General features: G+C 71.4%; 18 protein-coding genes. 8 read left to right on the top strand and 10 right to left on the bottom strand.

Annotated features, from left to right (window positions below):
* Positions 1 to 2: 2 nt before the first annotated feature.
* Entirely contained in the window at positions 3 to 278 is a 276-nt protein-coding gene (locus tag ACIRB7_RS14975; protein ID WP_403597719.1) for a hypothetical protein, read from the top strand.
* A 6-nt stretch (positions 279 to 284) separates the two neighbouring features.
* On the opposite strand, the gene ACIRB7_RS14970 is transcribed toward ACIRB7_RS14975, so the two are convergent.
* Positions 285 to 752, bottom strand: coding sequence for a hypothetical protein (locus ACIRB7_RS14970; RefSeq protein ID WP_403597576.1), 468 nt, complete (start codon positions 750 to 752; stop codon positions 285 to 287).
* Between the two features lie 92 nt (positions 753 to 844).
* Positions 845 to 2,176: a hypothetical protein gene (locus ACIRB7_RS14965; RefSeq protein ID WP_403597573.1), complete on the bottom strand. Its 1,332-nt coding sequence runs from the start codon at positions 2,174 to 2,176 to the stop codon at positions 845 to 847.
* A 178-nt stretch (positions 2,177 to 2,354) separates the two neighbouring features.
* On the opposite strand from ACIRB7_RS14965, the gene ACIRB7_RS14960 reads away from it, so the two are divergent.
* The 4 genes from ACIRB7_RS14960 to ACIRB7_RS14945 are packed head-to-tail and all read left to right on the top strand — an operon-like array spanning position 2,355 to position 5,382.
* On the top strand, positions 2,355 to 3,059 hold the full coding sequence (locus ACIRB7_RS14960; RefSeq protein ID WP_403597570.1) for a DUF2470 domain-containing protein: 705 nt from the start codon (positions 2,355 to 2,357) through the stop codon (positions 3,057 to 3,059).
* 32 nt (positions 3,060 to 3,091) lie between these two features.
* The gene (locus ACIRB7_RS14955; RefSeq protein WP_403597567.1) at positions 3,092 to 3,595 is read left to right on the top strand and encodes an HD domain-containing protein; all 504 of its coding nucleotides are present in this window, start codon (positions 3,092 to 3,094) and stop codon (positions 3,593 to 3,595) included.
* 45 nt (positions 3,596 to 3,640) lie between these two features.
* Positions 3,641 to 4,327 carry an RNA polymerase sigma factor gene (locus ACIRB7_RS14950; RefSeq protein ID WP_403597564.1) on the top strand — a complete coding sequence of 229 codons (687 nt, stop codon included), beginning with the start codon at positions 3,641 to 3,643 and terminating at the stop codon, positions 4,325 to 4,327.
* Positions 4,324 to 5,382, top strand: coding sequence for a CU044_5270 family protein (locus tag ACIRB7_RS14945; protein ID WP_403597561.1), 1,059 nt, complete (start codon positions 4,324 to 4,326; stop codon positions 5,380 to 5,382). Before ACIRB7_RS14950 ends, ACIRB7_RS14945 begins: the two co-directional genes overlap by 4 nt.
* 39 nt (positions 5,383 to 5,421) lie before the next feature.
* On the opposite strand, the gene ACIRB7_RS14940 is transcribed toward ACIRB7_RS14945, so the two are convergent.
* Positions 5,422 to 6,369, bottom strand: coding sequence for a glycerophosphodiester phosphodiesterase (locus ACIRB7_RS14940; RefSeq protein ID WP_403597558.1), 948 nt, complete (start codon positions 6,367 to 6,369; stop codon positions 5,422 to 5,424).
* Between the two features lie 215 nt (positions 6,370 to 6,584).
* Here ACIRB7_RS14940 and ACIRB7_RS14935 point away from each other — a divergent pair, with 215 nt between their 5' ends.
* A complete protein-coding gene (locus ACIRB7_RS14935) occupies positions 6,585 to 7,250 on the top strand; it encodes an IclR family transcriptional regulator (protein WP_403597555.1) in 666 nt (221 codons plus the stop codon).
* Between the two features lie 166 nt (positions 7,251 to 7,416).
* Positions 7,417 to 7,887, top strand: coding sequence for a hypothetical protein (locus ACIRB7_RS14930; protein ID WP_403597553.1), 471 nt, complete (start codon positions 7,417 to 7,419; stop codon positions 7,885 to 7,887).
* Between the two features lie 67 nt (positions 7,888 to 7,954).
* Here ACIRB7_RS14930 and ACIRB7_RS14925 read toward each other — a convergent pair whose 3' ends face one another.
* The 4 genes from ACIRB7_RS14925 to ACIRB7_RS14910 form a co-directional block, all read right to left on the bottom strand.
* Entirely contained in the window at positions 7,955 to 9,388 is a 1,434-nt protein-coding gene (locus tag ACIRB7_RS14925) for a GH1 family beta-glucosidase (protein WP_403597550.1), read from the bottom strand.
* Between the two features lie 106 nt (positions 9,389 to 9,494).
* Complete coding sequence (locus ACIRB7_RS14920; protein WP_403597547.1) at positions 9,495 to 10,421, bottom strand: carbohydrate ABC transporter permease; 927 nt, start codon at positions 10,419 to 10,421, stop codon at positions 9,495 to 9,497.
* 4 nt (positions 10,422 to 10,425) lie between these two features.
* A complete protein-coding gene (locus ACIRB7_RS14915) occupies positions 10,426 to 11,427 on the bottom strand; it encodes a carbohydrate ABC transporter permease (RefSeq protein WP_403597544.1) in 1,002 nt (333 codons plus the stop codon).
* A 98-nt stretch (positions 11,428 to 11,525) separates the two neighbouring features.
* A complete protein-coding gene (locus ACIRB7_RS14910; protein WP_403597541.1) occupies positions 11,526 to 12,875 on the bottom strand; it encodes an ABC transporter substrate-binding protein in 1,350 nt (449 codons plus the stop codon).
* A gap of 370 nt (positions 12,876 to 13,245) precedes the next feature.
* On the opposite strand from ACIRB7_RS14910, the gene ACIRB7_RS14905 reads away from it, so the two are divergent.
* Positions 13,246 to 14,286 carry a LacI family DNA-binding transcriptional regulator gene (locus ACIRB7_RS14905; protein WP_403597538.1) on the top strand — a complete coding sequence of 347 codons (1,041 nt, stop codon included), beginning with the start codon at positions 13,246 to 13,248 and terminating at the stop codon, positions 14,284 to 14,286.
* Between the two features lie 112 nt (positions 14,287 to 14,398).
* Here ACIRB7_RS14905 and ACIRB7_RS14900 read toward each other — a convergent pair whose 3' ends face one another.
* The 3 genes from ACIRB7_RS14900 to ACIRB7_RS14890 form a co-directional block, all read right to left on the bottom strand.
* Positions 14,399 to 15,148: a D-Ala-D-Ala carboxypeptidase family metallohydrolase gene (locus ACIRB7_RS14900; RefSeq protein ID WP_403597535.1), complete on the bottom strand. Its 750-nt coding sequence runs from the start codon at positions 15,146 to 15,148 to the stop codon at positions 14,399 to 14,401.
* A 190-nt stretch (positions 15,149 to 15,338) separates the two neighbouring features.
* The gene (locus ACIRB7_RS14895) at positions 15,339 to 17,087 is read right to left on the bottom strand and encodes a glycoside hydrolase family 6 protein (RefSeq protein WP_403597532.1); all 1,749 of its coding nucleotides are present in this window, start codon (positions 17,085 to 17,087) and stop codon (positions 15,339 to 15,341) included.
* Positions 17,088 to 17,104: 17 nt separating this feature from the next.
* Positions 17,105 to 18,670: a cellulase family glycosylhydrolase gene (locus ACIRB7_RS14890; RefSeq protein WP_403597529.1), complete on the bottom strand. Its 1,566-nt coding sequence runs from the start codon at positions 18,668 to 18,670 to the stop codon at positions 17,105 to 17,107.
* Positions 18,671 to 18,802: the final 132 nt, after the last annotated feature.

Genomic DNA, 18,802 nt, shown 5'->3' with positions numbered 1-18,802 from the left:
ACATGGACAGGGACGAGGAGCTGTTGAGAGGCCGGGTCTACGGCCAGGATCACGACGACCCGAGACCGGGCCCCCGGCCCGGCCGGGTCTACGCCGAGCTGGTCGGCGGGCCGCTCGACGGCCTGCTCCTCGACGTCACCGACCGGCCGCCGGCCGCCGTGGCCGACGGTGTCGCCCTGGAGACGGAGCTCGGCCGGTACGGCGCCGACGGCCGCTCGCTCTACGACCCGCGTCCGGGTGACGCGGGTCGCTACGACTGGTCGGGCGACGCGCCCTGACCGGTCTCAGCCCAGGACGGAGGAGAAGTTGTCCAGCTGGATCCAGGTCACCTTGTTCGTCGACTGCGGGCCGAAGACGTTGACCGCGCCGGCCGTGTTGGCCTCGATACGGATCGCGTTGATGCCCTGGCTGTTGTTGCGGGGGCAGACGCCACGGGTCAGCTTGGGCGGGCGGATGGTGGCGGGCAGCGTGCCGAGCCGGCCGTCGGCGGTGAACGCGCAGGTGAGCGTGCCGCGCAGCTGGAGGAACTCCGTCCCGGCCAGCCGTATGACACGGGCCTCGGCGGGCGCGCCGGCCACGTTCTCCACGGCCGGGTCCAGGATGATCGCCGTCCAGTCGACGACGGTCTGGCAGCCGTCCACGGGGTTGGCGGCGGCCGGGGTGGCCGTGAGCAGCGGAGCGCCGACGGCGACGGCGGGGGCGGCGAGCGCCGCGGCGAGCAGGGAGCGGCGGCTGGTGGTGTGCTGGGTCATGCTCGATCCTCCGGATCGGGTGGTGCGGGACGGTGGGGGGACGGACTCGGCGGCTCCGGGGCGGCCGGTGATCACGGGCGCCGGGAGGTCGTTCATCGCCAGGCGACGGTGACGCAGTCGAGGTCGATCCAGGTGGTGGCGTTGTCGCTGGTGGCGCCGTACGCCCACAGTGCTCCGGTGACGTCCGCCTCGATCCGGCACACGTAACGGCCGGTGTTGTTGTTGCGGGGCACGTTCTGGCGGGTCGGGTGGGTCGGGCGCAGCCGGTGCGGGAGGGTTCCGATCCTGCTGTCGTCGGTCAGGCCGGGGGAGCAGGTGACGGTGCCCCGCAACTGGAGGTAGGTGGTGCCGGCGAGGGCGATGAGCCGTCCGCGCGGGGGCTGGGCGCCGGGGGAGACGCCGGCTTCGAGGGCGAGGTCCTCCCAGTCCGCGAGCACCTTGATCCCGTCCACCGCGGGCTTCGTCGGGTACCAGCCGATCGTGACGTCACGCGAACCCGTGGTGCCGGGGACGGTGTTGCTGAAGCCGAAGAGGAGACGGGCCTCCGCGGTCGCGGGGTCGACCTCGACGGCGACGCCCTCGGGCTCGCGCCAGGTGAGGCCGTCGGCGTTGGTGACGACCTGCCGGTCGAGGCGCGCGCCGGTCGTCCACGAGTACGAGGTGAGGAAGGCGATCCCCGGGTACGCGCTGGGGATCGTCGGGTGGTTGACCTTGTCGTACGGCGCCCACTGGTACGCGTAGAGGACGTCCCCGAGCACGGTGTAGCCCTGGGAGACGAGCGTCTTCTCGAGCGGATAGGGCGACGGCACGTCGGGGGTGACGTCCTCACCGGACGGCATGACGAAGGTGGTGCCCACCGGGACCCAGGAGCCCGCGGCGGCCTCGGCCGGGTCGTAACGGTCGAAGTGGCGCTTGCCGTCCTTGTGGTACATCACGCCGAGCAGGTTGTTCACCGGGTCGAGGAAGGGACCGGTGCCCGAAGTGCTGCCGGGCGGCGTGAACTTCCGCTGCTGCGGGATGAGGTTCCCGTCGAGGACCGTGCCGGGCTCGAACCGGAACCGGGTGACGGCCTTGCCGAAGGTGGCCTTGACCTCGCCGTCCTTCATGGTGGTGTGCAGCGGGCCGACCTCGGTCCAGAGGTAGGTGTCGGTGCCGACGGGCTCGGCGCCCATCGAGAGCCCGTGCCCGAAGCCCTTCAACTGCATCGAGCCGGTGACCTTTCCGGTCAGGCGGTCGATGCGGTTGAGGTACATGTTGCCCTGGGGAATGGTCGCCGCGCTCTCCACCTGGAGTACGAAGACATGCCCGTTGACCGTGTCGGTGGCGATGGCCTGGGGTGCCGGGTTCTTCACCAGGTCGACCGTCTGGATGAGCCTGCCGGTGACGCCTGACAGGTCGACGCCGTTGGCGTCCGTGTAAGCCATGTTCTCTCCCCGTGGATCCGCGAGGGATCCATTTGATGAAGAGCAGATCATCACACGGAGGGTCGGACGCCGTGTCAGGTGGTGGCCCCGCCTTCCGTACCCGCGAGGGATCAGTTAGCTTAGGCTTACCTAAGTAGCTGGCCCAGTAGTCACCGTCACCTGTCCCGGGAGAACTCGGATGCGACCCTTCAACCCCCGCGCCACGCGGCCCACCCCCGCCGAGCGCGTGCGATCGATCCTCGCGGCCGCCCACTCGATGACCGTCGTCTCCGACGGGGTCCACCAGGAGGTCCACCTCCTCGACGGGACCGGGCCGATGGGCCACATCCACCTGCACGACCCGTCCGAGGAGAGCCACGCCGGACAGTCGGCGCGGATCCCCGTGCGCCTGGAGTTCACGGACATCGCCCCCACCCCCGTACGCGAACGGCTGCGGGCGCGCGTCACCCTGACCGGACTCCTCGCCGCGCCCTACGAACCGGAGGCGAGCGCCAGCATCTGCATGGAGTTCGGTCAGGCCCTCCTGGAGGACGCCGAGGGCCGTACGTACATCACCCTCGAAGAGCTCCACGCGACCGACATCGACCCGATGGCCTCCTGCGAGGCGTCCATGCTGACCCACCTCGTCGACAGCCACGGCGAACTCGTGCCCCTGCTGCTGCGCCTCGTCCGGCCGCGCCCCGACCGGGACATGGTCCGCGCCCTCCCCGTCGCCCTGGACCGGTACGGCATCACCCTGCGGCTCGAACACCCCGAAGGGCACCAGGACGTCCGGCTGCCCTTCCCCACCCCTGTCACCGACATCGACCAGGCCGGCCCCCGGATCCACGCCCTCCTCGCCGCGGCCCGCCGCTCCTCCCACCCCAACCGGCTCCTGACCTGACCGCGGCGGCCGCGCCCCGCGATGATGGGGCGATGAAGACTCTCGCCGAGGTGGACGCGCTCGCCGACCGGGCGCACGCCGGACAGACCGACAAGATCGGCGTCCCGTACGTCGAGCACGTCCGCGCGGTCGCCGCGGGCCTGGAACCGTTCGGCCCGCACCTGGCCATGGCCGGGCTGCTCCACGACGTCATCGAGGACACCGGGTGGACGGCGGACGGACTGCGCGCCGCCGGGATCCCCGACCGGGTCGTCGCCGTCGTCGAGGCCGTCACCCACCGCTCCGGCACCTCCTACGAGGAGATGATCCGCCGCGTCACGGAGGACCCCGACGCCACCCTCGTGAAGATCGCCGACAACGCGCACAACAGCCGCCGGGACCGGGCCGCCGCGCTGCCACCCGAACGGCGGACGCGGCTCGCCGCCAAGTACCGGGCGGCACGGGAGGTGTTGTGGGCGGCGGCCGACCCCGAACACGTCGCGACGATCCTGCGTGTCGTCAATCCCGAACTCCTGGACGAACTCGCCCCGGGGTGACCGGGGTCACAGGAACCCGCCCCGGGGGCCGGACAGACCAGAGACGTGAACACTGACACGCGCGCACGCATCCGGGACGGAGACCCCTCGGCCTTCGCCGAACTCTTCGACTCCTACGCCCGGAGCGTCTACAACCACGCCTTCCGGCTGACCGGCGACTGGTCGGTCGCCGAGGACGTGATGGCGGCCACCTTCCTGGAGGCCTGGCGGCTGCGCCGGAAGGTGGATCCCGAAGGGGGCTCGCTCCGGCCCTGGCTGCTCGGCGTCGCCACCAACGTCGCCCGCAACCACTGCCGGGGCAACCGCCGCTACCGGGCGGCCGCCGCCGCGTACGCCGAGGCCGGCCCGGCCGAGGCCTCGGTGCCCGACCACGCCTCCGAGGTCGCCGGCCGGATCGACGACCGGCGCCGTATCGCGGCCACCCTCCGGGCGCTCGGCACGCTCCGCCGCACCGAACGCGAAGTCCTCGTGCTCTGCCTCTGGGAGGGCCTCGCCTACACCGAGGTCGCCCAGGCCCTGCGCGTACCCGTCGGCACCGTCCGCTCCCGGCTCTCCCGCGCTCGCGCCAGGCTCCGCACCGGTGCCGAGGCCGAACTCGCCCGCGAAGCCCGGGAACCCACCCGCGACGCCCGAGAACTCGGAGGGGAAAAACGGGAACCCGCCCCCCGCACCCGACAGACAACAGGTGATCGCGTGAACGCGGTCCGGCCCGCGCAGGAAGGAATCCGATGAACCCCGACCCGACCCAGCCCCGTACGGCGAACCGGCAGGAGAACGGAGACCTCCGGGCGACCGAGGAGCACGACCTTCCTCCGGGCCGCCACCAGTTCCACAAGGAGCGCCTGATGAGCCAGATCCACGACGACCGCCGCGCCGCCGCCCCCCGCAACCCCTTCCTGCGGAAGGCGTTCCTCCTGCCGGCCGCGACCGCGCTCGCCGGCGCCCTCGCCGTCGGTGTCCTCGTCCTCACCCCCGGCGGGGCCCAGGACGGCCCTCACGAACTCGCCACGGGACCGGCCCTCACCACCACCATCGGCACCGTCGACGCCCACGGCGCACCCCGCCTCCTCGACCGGATCTCGCTGGCCGCGGCCGGGGCGGACGCCCCGAAGGGCCGCGCCGGCCAGTACGTCTACATCGAGTCGCGGGCCGCGACCACGTTCGTGCAGACCGTCGACGGCGTGAGCAGCCTCGTCAGCCGGCCCCTGCACACCCGGCAGTCCTGGCGGTCGCCCGACGGCCTGAAGGGCTGGCTGATCGAGCCCGGCACCACCGGCCCCGACGGCATCACCCTTGAAGGCACCGACGAGAAGGGCCAGGTGCCGAAGCCGCACCTCGGCGCCCCCTCGCACGACTACCTCGCCGCTCTCCCCACGGACCCCGACGCCCTGCTGCGGAAGATCTACGAGGAGACCGAGGGACAGGGCAACGGCAGGGACCAGCAGGCCTTCACCACCATCGGGGACCTGCTGACCGAGAGCTGGCCGACCCCCCGGCTCACGGCGGCGCTCTACCGGGCCGCCGCGAAGATCCCCGGCGTCGTCCTGGTGGACAGCGCCACCGACGCCGCCGGCCGCAAGGGCGTCGCGGTCGCCCGGCTCGACGAGACCAGCGGCACGCGCACCGAATGGATCTTCGACAGCAAGACCCTCGCCTTCCTGGGGGAGCGCACCGTCCAGGTGAAGGGCACCGGCGGCGAGGGCGGCCTCATCAAGCCCGGCACCGTCGTCTTCACCCACGCGATCATGGTCAGGGCCTTCGTCGACGACATCAAGGTCACGCCGTAGGGGCACGGTCCGAGGCGGGAGCGCCGGTCCGAGGGCCCCTCAGGCCGTGCGTCCCGCCGACCAGCCGCCGAGCTCGGTCGGCCGGTTGGTGATGATGCCGTCCACACCGAGGTCGTCCAGGACCTTCCAGCGGGCCGGCCTGTCCACCGTCCAGACGTGGACGGCCACGCCCGCCGCGTGCAGCTCGGGGACAAGCCCCGGACGGGTGGACAGCGCGCCGTCCGAGACGTTGTACGAGGCGAGGTCCAGCTCCTTCGCGACCGCGACCGGGTCCGCGTCCAGGGTGTCGCGCAGCAGGCCCAGCGGCAGCTCGGGGGCGAGCTCATGGGCGTACCGCAGGGAGGAGACGTCGAAGCTCTGGACGAAGACCCGGCCGGTCATGTCCTGGCTGCGGACCTCATGGACGATCCGGGCCACCTCGGCACGGTTGTGCTGGCCCTTGATCTCCAGGAGCAGGTTCCCGCCCCGCTCCCGGAGGTCCGCCAGCTGGGCGGCCAGGGTCGGGACCCGCGTCCCCGCGTAGGCCGGGGCGAACCAGGAGCCGGCGTCCAGGACGTCCAGCTGCGCGGAGGTCAGGGAACGGATCGGGCCCGTGCCGTCGGTCGTACGGTCCACGGTCCGGTCGTGGAGGACGTACGGCACACCGTCCTTGCTGGGCTGGACGTCGTTCTCGATCCATACGGCTCCGCCCCGCCGGGCCACCTCGCCGGAGATCAGGGTGTTCTCGGGGGCGGCGGAGGAGGCACCCCGGTGGGCGATCACCGTCGGCGGCGCTCCCGGCGCGCGCAGCCAGGAGCTCGCCGCCACCGTGCCCTCCGGAGCCGGACGGGGCGCGGACCACGAGGGCGGGGCGGCGACCGCGGTCGCCGGCGGGGCGACGGCGACCACGGTCGTGAGGCCCGCCACGGCGGTGGTCAGTACGACGGCGACCAGGCCGGCGGTCCTGCGCCGACGGGGCCGGGCGGCAAGCGGCTGAGGGTCTCTCATATCCCGACACGATAGGGGGCCTTGCCCCCGCGACACGACGGCCGACGCGAGCCCCTCGCCGGAATCATCCCCTCTGCGGCATGGTGGGGGTCGTGCCCGGAGCCGTGCCGTCGGGGCCCACGGCCGGGCGTGCGGAGTCGGGGGGACTCATGGACACCGGTAGGGGACGAGGACCTGGCAGAGCGGGCGGCGACGATCTCGGCCGGGAACGGGCCGTGCGCGGTCGCGGTGTGCTCGAAGGGGCGTTCGCGCTGCTCGACGCCCTGCGCCGGAGCGGCGACGAGGCCGGGGTGACCGAACTGGCGCTGGTCTGCGGGGTGCCCAAGGGCAGTGTCCACCGGCTCCTCGACCAGCTCGTCACACTCGGCGCCGTCGAACGCAGGGGCAACCGCTACCGGGTCGGGCCCCAGCTGTACCGCCTCGGCCAGGCCTGGGAGCCGCACCCCGGCCTCCGGCCCGCCGCCCGGCTGCCGCTCCAGCGGCTCCGGGCCGCCACCGGCGCGAGCGTGGTCCTCGCCGTGCTGCGCGAGGACATGGCGATCACGATCGGTTCGGTGCCGGGAGACCTGGAACCGCTGTTCCCGGTACGGGACGGCCTCGCGTTCCGGCTCGACACCGCCGCCGGAAAGGCCCTGCGGGGGCCGCTCCGGGGCGGTGCGATCCTCGACCGGGAGGACGTGATGGACGGGGTGTGCTGCGCCTCGCTGCCCGTCCGCACCCCGGACGGGCGTACCGTCGCGGCCCTCGCCGGCATGGTCCCGGCCGGCCGGCCGCTCGACACGCTCGCGCGTGGCGTCGCCGAGGCGGGCGCCGCGATCAGCCGCGCCCTCGCCCGCGGCGGCCCGCGAAGCACCGTCCCGGCGGCCGCCCCCGTGCTCTGACCGGCCGTCGAACGGCGTTGTTCCGTCCAGCGGAACGCGCGTAGAACCGGGCCGGGCGGACGGGCACAGTAGGTGACGTGCCGAGGGGAACGGCACACCGGCCCCGCCGAGAAGAGGCGGACCGGAACCACTGTCACGCGAGTGACCCGATGTGTGGGGGGACCACATGCGCAAGAACCGATTCGTCCGAACGGCCGCCACCGCCCTCCTCGGACTCGGCAGCGTCGGCGTCTTCGCCGGCACCGCCCAGGCCGAGCCGATCGACTACGTGAAGATCGAGCTGCTCGAACTGCACTGCCAGAAGAACAGCGAGGGCGACCACGACGAGGCGTACCTCAAGATCACCGACGCCAACGGCAACCCCGTCAAGGTCTGGCCCGGCAACGGCATCAAGTACCAGACCATGGGCAGCGGTTACGTCCGCTCCATGGCCGACGGCAACGGCAACGCGGCCCTCATCCTCGGCAAGGAGCAGGCCCGCACGATGACCCTGTGGGACGTCGACACGTTCGGCGGCGACGACAAGCTCGGCGCCACCCTCGTCACCGGCAGCGAGGTCGGCGCCGAGACCCAGTGGCGCACCGTCGAGGGCTCCGGCGGCGTCTACGTGATCGGCTACCGCGTCGTCGACATCTGACCGACGCCCACCCCATGAGGGAAGGCCGTGCCGGTTCACCCGGCACGGCCTTCTCCCGTCCGCCGGATCAGGGGGCGTGCAGCTCACCCGTGCGCGCCACCCGCGCGTACCAGCGGGCGCTCGACTTCGGCGTCCGCTCCAGGGTGTCGTAGTCCACCCGGACCGCGCCGAACCGCTTCGCGTAGCCGTACGCCCACTCGAAGTTGTCGAGCAGCGACCACAGGAAGTACCCGCGTACGTCCACGCCCTCGTCCATCGCCCGGTGCACCGCCTCCAGATGCGCGTGCACGTACGCGGCGCGCTCCGGGTCGTGCACCGAACCGTCCGGGGCGACCACGTCCTCGTACGCCGCCCCGTTCTCGCTGATCACCAGCGGGAGCTGCGGGTACGCGTCGGACACCCGGGTCAGCAGGTCGTACAGGGCGCTCGCGTCGACCGGCCAGCCCATCGCCGTCCGCTCGCCCGGCGCCCGGTGGAAGGCGACCGAGTCCGCGCCGGGCCACGGCGAGTGATCGCTGTTCCCGTGCCCGTCGTCCTGCGGCTTCTCCGACCCCTCCGGCACCTGCGAGACGACCGTCGGCGCGTAGAAGTTGATCGCGAGCAGGTCCAGCGGCTGACGGATCGCCGTGGTGTCCCCGTCCTTGACGAAGGACCAGTCGGTCAGCCGCGCCGTGTCGAGGATCAGGTCCTCGGGGTAGGCGCCGTCCAGCATCGGGCCCAGCCAGATCCGGTTGCCGACCGCGTCGATCCGGCGGACCGCGTCCCGGTCCTCGGCGGAGGAGGTCAGCGGCCGCACCTCGTGCAGATTGAGCGACACCGAGATCTGCCGGTCCTCGGGCAGCGAGGCCCGCAGGGCCTGGACGGCGAGACCGTGCCCGAGGTTGAGGTGGTGGGCGGCGCGCAGCGATGCCACCGGGTCGGTGCGGCCCGGGGCGTGCACCCCGGAGCCGTACCCCAGGAAGGCGCTGCACCAGGGCTCGTTGAGCGTGGTCCAGCGGTTCACCCGGTCGCCGAGCGCGTCGGCGACGATCCCCGCGTACTCGGCGAACCGCTCGGCGGTCGCCCGCGCGGGCCAGCCGCCCACGTCCTCGAGCTCCTGCGGCAGGTCCCAGTGGTAGAGCGTCAGGGCCGGCTCGATCCCGGCGGCGAGCAGCTCGTCGACGAGCGCCCGGTAGAAGTCCAGGCCCTTCTGGACGGCGGGTCCCCGGCCGGTGGGCTGCACCCGGGACCAGGAGACGGAGAACCGGTAGGCGTTCAGGCCGAGTTCGGACATGATGCCGACGTCTTCGCGGAACCGGTGGTAGTGGTCCACGGCGACATCGCCGGTGTGGCCCTCGAAGACCTTGCCGGGGGTGTGCGAGAAGGTGTCCCAGATGGACGGGGTACGGCCGTCCTCCGCCGCCGCTCCCTCGATCTGGTACGCGGCGGTGGCCGCGCCCCAGAGGAAGTCGGACGGGAACGAGCGGGTGGCGGTGAGCGGCCGGGTTTCGGACGCGGTCATAGGAGAGGGCTCCCAACGCGGTGACGGGTACGTTCGAGACGTGCGGTACGGAGAGGCAGCGGGCGGTATGGAGAGGCAGCGGGCGGTACGGAGAGGCGGCGGGCGGTCAGCTCTTGACGGCGCCGGCCGTGATGCCGCCCACGATGTGCTTGCCGAGGAAGGCGAAGACGAGCAGCAGCGGCACGGTGGATATCAGGGCGCCGGTCAGCACCACGGCGTGGTCCACCGTGTGGTTGCCCGCGCCCAGTCCGGCGAGCGCCACCTGGAGGGTGGGACTGCCGTCCGGGGTGAGGGCGATGAACGGCCAGAAGAAGTCGTTCCACGCCTGGACGAAGACGAGCATGCCGAGCACGGCCATGGCGGGCCGCGCCACCGGGAAGACCACGTGCCAGATGATCCGGAGACTGTGCGCGCCGTCCATCCTGGCCGCCTCCACCAGCTCCATCGGCAGCGCCTCCACCAGGAACTGGCGCATGAAGAACACACCGAAGGCGGCGACGAGCGAGGGCAGGACGACCGACTGGAGCTGGTCGAACCAGCCGAGGTCGGTGATGATCTGGTAGAGCGGGATGACGCTGAGCTGCGGCGGAATGGTCATGGTGGCGACCACCAGGGAGAGCATCATGCCCCGGCCCCGGAACGGCAGCTTGGCGAAGGCGAACCCGGCGAGCGTGGAGAACAGGACGGTGGACAGCGCCACCAGGCTCGCCACGATCGTGGTGTTGATCAGCGCCTCGCCCATGTCGACCTGGTTCCAGGCGAAGCTGAGGTTGTCCAGGAGCCGGTTGCCGGGCAGCAGCGGAGCCGGGGCCTCCACGACCCGCTCGCCGGTGTGCGAGGCGGCGACCACGTTCCAGTACAGCGGGAAGAGCGAGACGAACGCGGCCCCGATGAGCAGGACGTAGGTGAGCGGTCCCGCGTGGTGCTGCTTGCCGGCCGACTGCCGGAAGCGGCGCCCCGGCCGGGCCGCCGCCGGAGCGTCGGCCTTGACCTCGGCCTCGGCCGGCGGTGTCGTGTCGAGTGTGCGGGCCATGAGGTCAGCCCCCCAGCTTCTTGCGGTTGTGGCGGGAGACGAGCGCCTGGACGCCGCCGACGAGCAGCAGGAGCAGCAGCATGACCCAGGCGATGGCCGAGGCCTGGCCCAGCGCGCCGGTGACCCACCCCTTCTCGTACATCAGCAGGCTCAGGGTCTGGAACTGGTTGCCGCTGCCGCCGCTGATGCCGACGCTGCCGCCGAAGAGCATCGGTTCACCGAAGAGCTGGGTGGCGCCGATGGTGGAGACGACGATCGTGAAGAGGATGGTCGGCCGGATGGAGGGGATCGTGACGCTGATGAACTGGCGCCAGCGCGAGGCCCCGTCGAGCGAGGCCGCCTCGTACAGGTCCTGCGGCACGGCCTGCATGGCGGCCAAGTAGATCAGCGCGTTGTAGCCGGTCCAGCGCCAGGTGACGATCACCGAGATCGCGATCTGCGCCGGCCACTTGGACGACTCCCAGTTCACCGGATCGAACCCGACCCAGCCGAGGACGCCGTTGATCATCCCGTAGTCGGTGTTGAACAGCTGGGCGAAGACCAGGGTCGCCGCCGCGATCGAGGTGGCGTACGGGGCGAGGATCGCGACCCGGAGGAAGCCCCGGCCGCGGAGCTTGTAGTTGAGCAGGTGCGCGAGGCCGAGGGCCATGAGCAGCTGCGGGACGGTCGAGATCACCCCGATGGTGAAGGTGTTGAAGAGCGCGTTCCAGAAGAACTCGCTGGTCGCGAGGTCGGTGTAGTTCTCGAAGCCCTTCCAGGTCGGGTCACCGCCGAGCTCGACCCGGTTCAGCGAGAGCCAGCCGGTGTAGATCAGCGGGAAGAGCCCGAAGGCGGCGAAGGTGAGGAAGAAGGGGGCGATGAAGACGTACGGGATCGCCTTGAGGTCCCAGCGGTAGAGCGTGCTGCGCCAGCCGCCCGGGGCGGAGCGGCGGCCGCGCGGGCCGGGGGAGGAGGGCGGTGCGGGCGGCGGGGAGCCGTCCGGCCTCGCCCGAACGGAGGTGGCCACGAGGGGCGTCCTTCCAGGTCGATGCGTGCGGTGGTGCGGACGTGCCGGTCCGCCGCCGCCACCCGCGAGCGGCGGCGGCGGACCGGCAGGCGCCCCCGCTACTGGTCGATCTTGTCGTCGACCAGCTTCTTGACGTTCTCCCAGGCCTTGGCCGGGTCGGTGCCGCGCTGCTCGATGTCGAGGATGCCGTTGTCGGTGAGGAAGGTCTTCACCTGGCCGTCGTAGCGGCTGATCACGGCGGGGGTGATCCCGGCCGCCGCGCTGGAGAAGATCTTGCCGACCGGGGTGTCACCGAAGTACGGCAGCTTCGCCTCCTGGACCGCCGAGGAGGCGAGCGTGTCCTTGGACGAGGGGATGTTGCCGTTGACCGCGAACACCTTGGCGTGCTGCTCGGGCGCGGTCAGCCAGGCGGCGAGCTCGGCGGCCTCCTTGGTGTGCTTGCCGGCTTTGGGCACGGCGAGGAAGGAGCCGCCCCAGTTGCCGGCGACCGGCGGTGCGGCGATGTCCCACTTGCCCTGGTTGGCGGGGCCCGCCTGGTCCTTGATGATGCCGGTCATCCAGCTGGGGCAGGCGACGGTGGCGAACTTGCCGTTCTTGAAGGCCGCGTTCCAGGTGCCCTTCTCGTCGAACTGGCGCAGCTTGGCGGTGAGGCCGCCCTGGGCGGCCTTGACGGCGGTGTCCCAGGCCTTCTTCACCCCGGGGCTGTTCTCCCAGTCGAGCTCGCCGCTGGTGTTGGCGTACTGCACGGGGTCGCTGGAGACGACGGCGTTGAACAGGCCGCTCGCCGAGTCGTGGAAGGCGGTGCCCGCGGGCGCCGCCGCCTTGTACTTCTCACCGGTCTCGATGAACTTGGCCCAGTCGCCGGACCACAGCTTGGCGACGGCGTCGCGCTCGGTGGGCAGCTTGGCCTTGGCGAAGAGGTCCTTGTTGTAGCAGATGGCCATGGGGCCGATGTCGGTGCCGAGGGCGACGAGCTTGCCGTCGCCGGTCGTCGCCTGCTTGACCTTCCAGTCGAGGAAGTTCTCGGTCTTGGCGCCGCCCTCCTTGCCCAGGTCGACCCACTTGCCGGCCATGGCCGGGCCGGTCGCCTCGGCGATGTAGCCGACCTCGACGGCCTGGATGTCGGCGACACCGCTGTTCTGGGAGAGGCGCAGCTTCAGGGTGTCCCAGTACTTCTGACCGTCGGAGACGTTCGACTCCTCGATCTTGATGTTCGGGTGGAGCCGCTCGTACTCGGCGTAGAGCTTGGCGCCGGTCTTGTTGTCGTAGCCGAAGGAACCGAAGGTCCCGATCCGCAGCGTGATCTTCTCGCCGGCCTTGGTGCCGCTGCCGCCCTTGCCGCTGTCGTCGTCGCTGCCGCAACCGGTGAGCAGGATCGTGCCGGTCACGACGGTGGCGACCGCCGCGATCGCCGCACGGCGTCCGCGTCTGCTGCTGGAAGTGCGCATTCCACTCTCCTCGTCCAAGGTGGTGCTCGTTGTGCGCCAAGAGGCCCGGCCGGCTGATCGCGGCTCGGCGGCGCCCGCCAGGACCTGATGCAAGGCTGTACGCGTCCCGGATGGGAGCGCTCCCACGTCGTTGCCGGAAGGTTGCTGCCTGACGGGTACGGGTGTCAAGACATGAACGCGGATTCGTTACCGGAAGGTTTTCCGGGGGTTTCGCGGTGTGGGGCACGGGTGTTCGTGTCATCTCCTGAACGCATGCGCGTGGCGCGGGGGCGCTGTAGTGGACTACGGTGGGAGCGCTCCCATCGCTGCTTTCGTTCCCGGCGGGCCTGTGGTGAGCTGCGCGTTGTCCTACGAAGGGAGTTCGGGAGTTGTGAGCGGACGGCAGAGCGGCAGACCCACCCTGGAGCAGGTGGCCGCCAGGGCAGGGGTCGGCCGGGGCACGGTCTCCCGGGTGATCAACGGCTCCCCCCGGGTGAGCGAGCAGACCAGGACGGCCGTCGCCCGAGCCGTCGCCGAACTCGGCTACGTACCCAACCAGGCCGCCCGCGCCCTGGCCGGCAGCCGTACGGACGCGATCGCGCTCGTCATCCCCGAGGCCGAGGCCCGACTCTTCGCCGAGCCCTACTTCCTCGACCTCATCCGCGGGGTCAGCGCCGAACTCGCCGAGGCCGACAAGCAGTTGCTGCTCACGCTGGTCCGCAGCGAGCAGGAGCGGCAGCGCTTCGAGCAGTATCTCGCCGCCCAGCGCGTCGACGGCGTGCTGCTCGCCTCCGTCCACGGCGACGACCCGCTGCCCGACCGGATCAGGGAGCTGGGCCTCCCGGTCGTCATGAACGGACGCCGGGCGGAGGCCGAACCCGTGCCGTACGTCGACTCCGACAACATCGGGGCCGGACGGGCGGCCGTCGCGCACCTCGTGGGTCGCGGCCGGAGCAGGATCGCGACCGTCACCGGGCCGCTGGACATGTACGTGGCACGCGCCCGGCTCGGCGGCTACCGGGCGGGACTCGCGGAGGCCGGGATCGGGCCGGACGAGGCGCTGGTGTCGACGGGGGACTTCACCGAGGAGGGCGGCCGGCGGGCCATGCGGCTGCTCCTCGACCGCAGGCCGGATCTGGACGCCGTCTTCGCCGCGTCCGACGTGATGGCGGCGGGGGCGCGCGGGGCGCTGCGGGAGGCGGGGCGCCGGGTGCCCGAGGACGTGGCCCTGGTCGGCGTCGACGACTCGGCGGTGGCGCGGCTGATGGATCCGCCGCTGACGAGCGTGCGCCAGCCCATCGAGGAGATGGGCCGCACGATGGCGCGGATGCTGATCCAGGAGATCGCGGCGAACCCGGAGAGCGCGGCGACCCCGCAGGAGCCCCGCCGGCACGTACTGCCGACGGAGCTGATCGTCCGGGAGTCCTGCTGAGGGTGGGCCCGGGGTCCGGGCCCACCCAGGGGTGGCCGTCGATCAGGCCGTGTGTCCGGGCGACGGCTCGCGATCCGTCCGGCGCGCTCGGCGGCCGGCCCTCAGGGCCCGGTCAGATGCCGCAGCTCGAGGCGGACCAGTAGCGGGTGTCGCGGTGGTCGAGGTGGGTGTGGTCGCCGTGGCCCGGGTAGCCGGGGCCGAGGATGCCGTTGAAGCCGTGGTTCCTGGCCTGCTGGGCGAGCCGGCACAGCGTGTGCGGGCCCGCGCCGAGGTCGGCCGCGTCGCCGTACAGGTGGCGGCTCGACGAGGCGCCGCCGACCGCGTCGTTGCAGGCGTGGCTCCGGAAGCCGCTGGTGACCCGGAGGGGCTCGTCGCCGAGGGCGTGCCGGAGCGCCTCCAGCTTCCACATGGTGCGCAGGGCGTTGGACTTGGCGGTGGCCGCGGTCACCGCGCCTCCCGCCCAGGTGCTGTTGCAGTTGTTGAGTTCGGCGTAGGAGAAGTGGATCGGCGTGCAGTCGTCGTCCTGGAGGGCGTAGATCTTCGAGAACGTCGCGGGTCCGGCGACGCCGTCGGCGACGAGGCCGTACGCGGTCTGGAACCGCTTCACGGCGGCGACGGTGGCGGGCCCGTAGGACCCGTCGATCGCGAGCACGCCGGCGTAACCGGGGTATCCGGCCACCCGGATCTGGAGTTGGGTCACATCGGCGCCGGAAGCTCCCTGGGACAGGGTGCGCGACCAGGTGTAGCAGCCGTCCGCCCGGGCGGTCCCGGCGGTGGCGACGACGCCCGCCAGGCCTGTGACCAGCAAGGCGAAGGTGAGCAGAAACCTCGGAAGGAGTGAACTGAGAGCGCGTCCGTGCATCGTGCGGGCCTCCATCAGTCGATTGATGTGCACCTGCCACGGGCAGAGTGGACGCTCGGGTCGACGCGCGTCAACCGTGTCGGGGCACCGCCAGTTGTCCGACCAATGACGGGCCGCCGACGCGCGACGGTGCCGCATCCGTCCCGCCGGACGGATGCGGCACCGCGTGGGCCCGTGTACCCCGGTCCGCCTACAGCGCCGGGTGGGCGTTCTTCATGAGCTCCTGGAACTGGGCGGAGAACCAGGCGCCCGCGAGCGGGGAGTCCGGCAGCGCGCCCGACATGCTGTTCCCGTTACGGGCGTTGCCCGTGTACGTCGGGTCGCACATCCGGTCGAAGCCCTTGCCCTCGGTGTTCGGGATCTCCTTGGAGGCGCCGTCGGACTCGCCCGGGGGCTTCATCCAGACGTACGCGTCGATGCCCGCGGCGGGCGCCGCCTGGGGCCGTTCACCGAGACCGGCACCGGACTGGTTGCACCAGTTGCCGAGGTGGATGCGGCGGTCGTACTTGCCTCCGTTGACGTACGTGTCGACGCTGGTCAGCGCCCCCGGGCCGGTGGGCCGCTGGGTGCCGCCCCAGCCGTTGCGGGAGGTGTCGACCAGCATGCCGAGGTTGCTGTTGAAGCCGATCGAGACCAGCTTGTCGCGCATCGCCTGGGCGTACGACAGCTCGTCGGTGTACTGGTTCCAGTCGATCCACTTCGACGTGCGCACCGAGGTGCCGTTGACGGAGTCCCCGATCTTGAAGTGGTCCTCCTTCAGGGCGCTGTAGTTGGCGGTGTTGACGATGAAGCCGTGCACCTTGTCGACCGTGGAGCCCTCGGCCGTGGCGGCCGTCTTGAACAGCTCGGCGGACGGGCCGAAGTTGCTGTCCCAGCCCAGCCAGCCGTGGTGACCGGCGTCGACGTAGTTGTAGACGTTGCCGATCGAGCCCAGCTTGTTGAGGGCGTAGCCGACACCGGTGATGTAGTTGCCGTTGGCCTTCATGACGTCACAGTTGGCGGTGGCCGTCGGACGGCCGGAGACGTTGGTGACCAGGTTCGGCAGCGAGTCGATCTCGACCGCGTTGACGATCCGCAGGCCCGCGTACTTGGGGTCGGCGAGGATCGCGGCGATCGGGTCGATGTACTCGGTCTTGTAGCGGCCGATCTCCGTGGGGCCGAGCTCGCCGTTGGAGGCGAGCGCCGCGCAGTCGCGGCCCGGCAGGTTGTAGATGACCAGCTGGACGACGAGCTCTCCGGTGCCCTTCTGCCTCAGGGCCTCGTCGAGGTGGGCGCGCAGGCCCCTGGCGCCGGGGGTGCCGTTGACGGCGGCGATGCGGTCCATCCATACGCCGGTGGGCTGGTTGGCGATCCTGCTGCCACCGGGCTCTGCGGCGGCCTTCGCGCTCCAGTCGGGGTTCACGTACACCTTGGCGCCGGCGTACGGGTTGTCGACCTTGCTGCCGGCCGGCGGCGGGGTCGTCGGAGGCGTGGTCGGGGGAGTGGTGGGCGGGGTGGTCGGGGGCTCGGTGGCCCCGTTGCAGGTGACACCGTTCAGCTTGAAGGTGGCGGGCACGGCGTTGGTGCCGCTGTACGTGCCGTTGAAGCCGAAGGAGGTCGAACCGCCGGTCGTCAGGGTCCCGTTGTAGGAGACGTTCTTCGCGGTGACGGCGGCGCCGGACTGGGTGATGGTGGCGTTCCAGCCCTGGGTGACCTGCTGGTTCCCGGCGTAGGACCACTCCAGGGTCCAGGCGGAGACCGGGTCACCGGTGTTGGTGACGGTCACGTTGGAGCCGAATCCGGTGCTCCACTGGTTGGTGATCTGGTAGTCGACCTTGCAGCCGGGGGCGGCGGCGCCGGCGGTGGCGGTGCCGAAGACGGTGGCGGTGGCGCCGGTGGCCGTGATGAGGCCGAGGGCCGCCAGGAGGGCGGTGCGACTGGTGCGAGGAGTGCGGCTCATGCGGGTGGGGATTCCCTTCAGGAGGTGAGGGCGCGCAGATGGTCGCGCAGCCCGATGCCGAATGCGGTGGGAGTGCCGTCGTACGAACTGATCAGCGCGGGACCCGAGTTGCAGTTCCAGGTGTTCCAGGTCCAGCCCAGGTACGAGAGTCCGCGGTCGTCGAACCACTTCATGACGCGGTCGATGAACGCGTGTCCGCAGGTGTTCTCACCGATCTCGCCCGCGAGCAGAGGTACCTGTGCGGCTACCGGGGCGAGGGTGTCGTTCCAGCAGGTCTCGCTGGAACAGGTGTTGAAGTTGTAGACGTGCCAGGCGGCGCCCAGATTCGCCGCCGGGTCCACGGGGCGGTGCTGGAGCCACTGGCTCAGGTCGTTGGAGTACGCGATGCCCGGGACGAGGACGAGGTTCTTCGCCCCCGTCGCGCGGACCGCGTCCAGGAGGTCCTGCATGCCGGCGACCTGGTAGCCGATGCCGGGGCAGGTGCCGCCGTCGCGCCAGCAGGACCAGGCCTGTGCCGCGGTGGAGGTCGCCCGGTCCGGGTAGGGCTCGTTGAACAGGTCGAAGACGACCCGCTCGTCGTTCTTGAAGGTGTTCGCCACCGAGGTCCAGAACGCCGGGGTGTACTGGGCGTTCGGCATCGGCTTCTGGCAGGTGGCGTGCACGTCGGGGCAGCCCGAGGAGTTGCCGGTGTACTGGCCGTGCGTCCAGTGCAGCTCGAGGACCGGGGTCATGCCGTGGGCGAGGACCTTGGTCACCAGGTCCTTCACCGCGTTGGCGTAGTTCGCGCCCCCGTACTCGGGCTTGATGTTGTCCAGGCCGAGCCAGCACTCCTCGTTGAGGGGGATGCGGACCGTGTTGGCCTTCCAGTCGGCGATCGCCCTGACCGAGGCGTCGTCGACGGGGCCGTCCCAGATGCCGTAGCCCTGGACGCACATGAACTCGCCGCCGGAACGGTTGACGCCGAGCAGGCGACGCACCGCGCCGTTCTGGTCGACGAACTTGTTGCCGACGACGCTCAGTTCGGGCGCGCCGGAGACCGGAGTCGGCGGTGGACTGGTCGGGGGAGTGGTCGGAGGGGTCGTCGGAGGAGTGGTCGGGGGAGTGGTGGGCGGGACGGTCGGAGGAGTGGTCGGGGTGGTCGGGGTCGGGGTCGGAGTGGTTCCGTTCGTGGCGCAGGGCGTGCCGTTGAGCGTGAACGCGGTGGGGGCCGTGTTGGTCCCCGTCCACGAGGCGATGAAGCCGGCCGTCACCTTCGCGCCCGTGCCGAGCGCGGCGTTCCAGCTCTCGTTCACGACCGAGACGTTCGCCCCGGACTGGGACCACTTGCCGCCCCAGCCCTGACTGACGACCTGGCCGGCCGGGAAGCCGAAACCGAGGCTCCAGCCGTTCAGCGCGGCACTGTCGTTGGTGACGGTGACGGCACCTTGGAAGCCCCCGGCCCATTGGTTCGAGACCGAGTACTCCACCGTGCAGACGGGTGCGGCCGCGGCTCCTGAGGCCGTACCCATGAGGGCGAGCGCGGTGCTCGCCATCGTGAGCGCTGCTCCTGCGAGCAGCGCGGACAGACGTGGGGGATGTCGCATGAGCGAGTCCTCGCAGCGAGGGCACACCCTGACGGGGTGCCGACTGGGATGGAAGCGCTCCCACTGGGTCGGGGCAGACCGTAGCGTCAACCGGCGCCAAGCAAAAGAGGAGTTGGGTAAATTCCCCGGCTT

This window comes from Streptomyces sp. NPDC093795, assembly GCF_044764665.1.
GTDB lineage: Bacteria > Actinomycetota > Actinomycetes > Streptomycetales > Streptomycetaceae > Streptomyces.
Note: the sequence above shows the minus strand (reverse complement) of the source record. Positions and strands in the feature narration are given on the sequence as shown.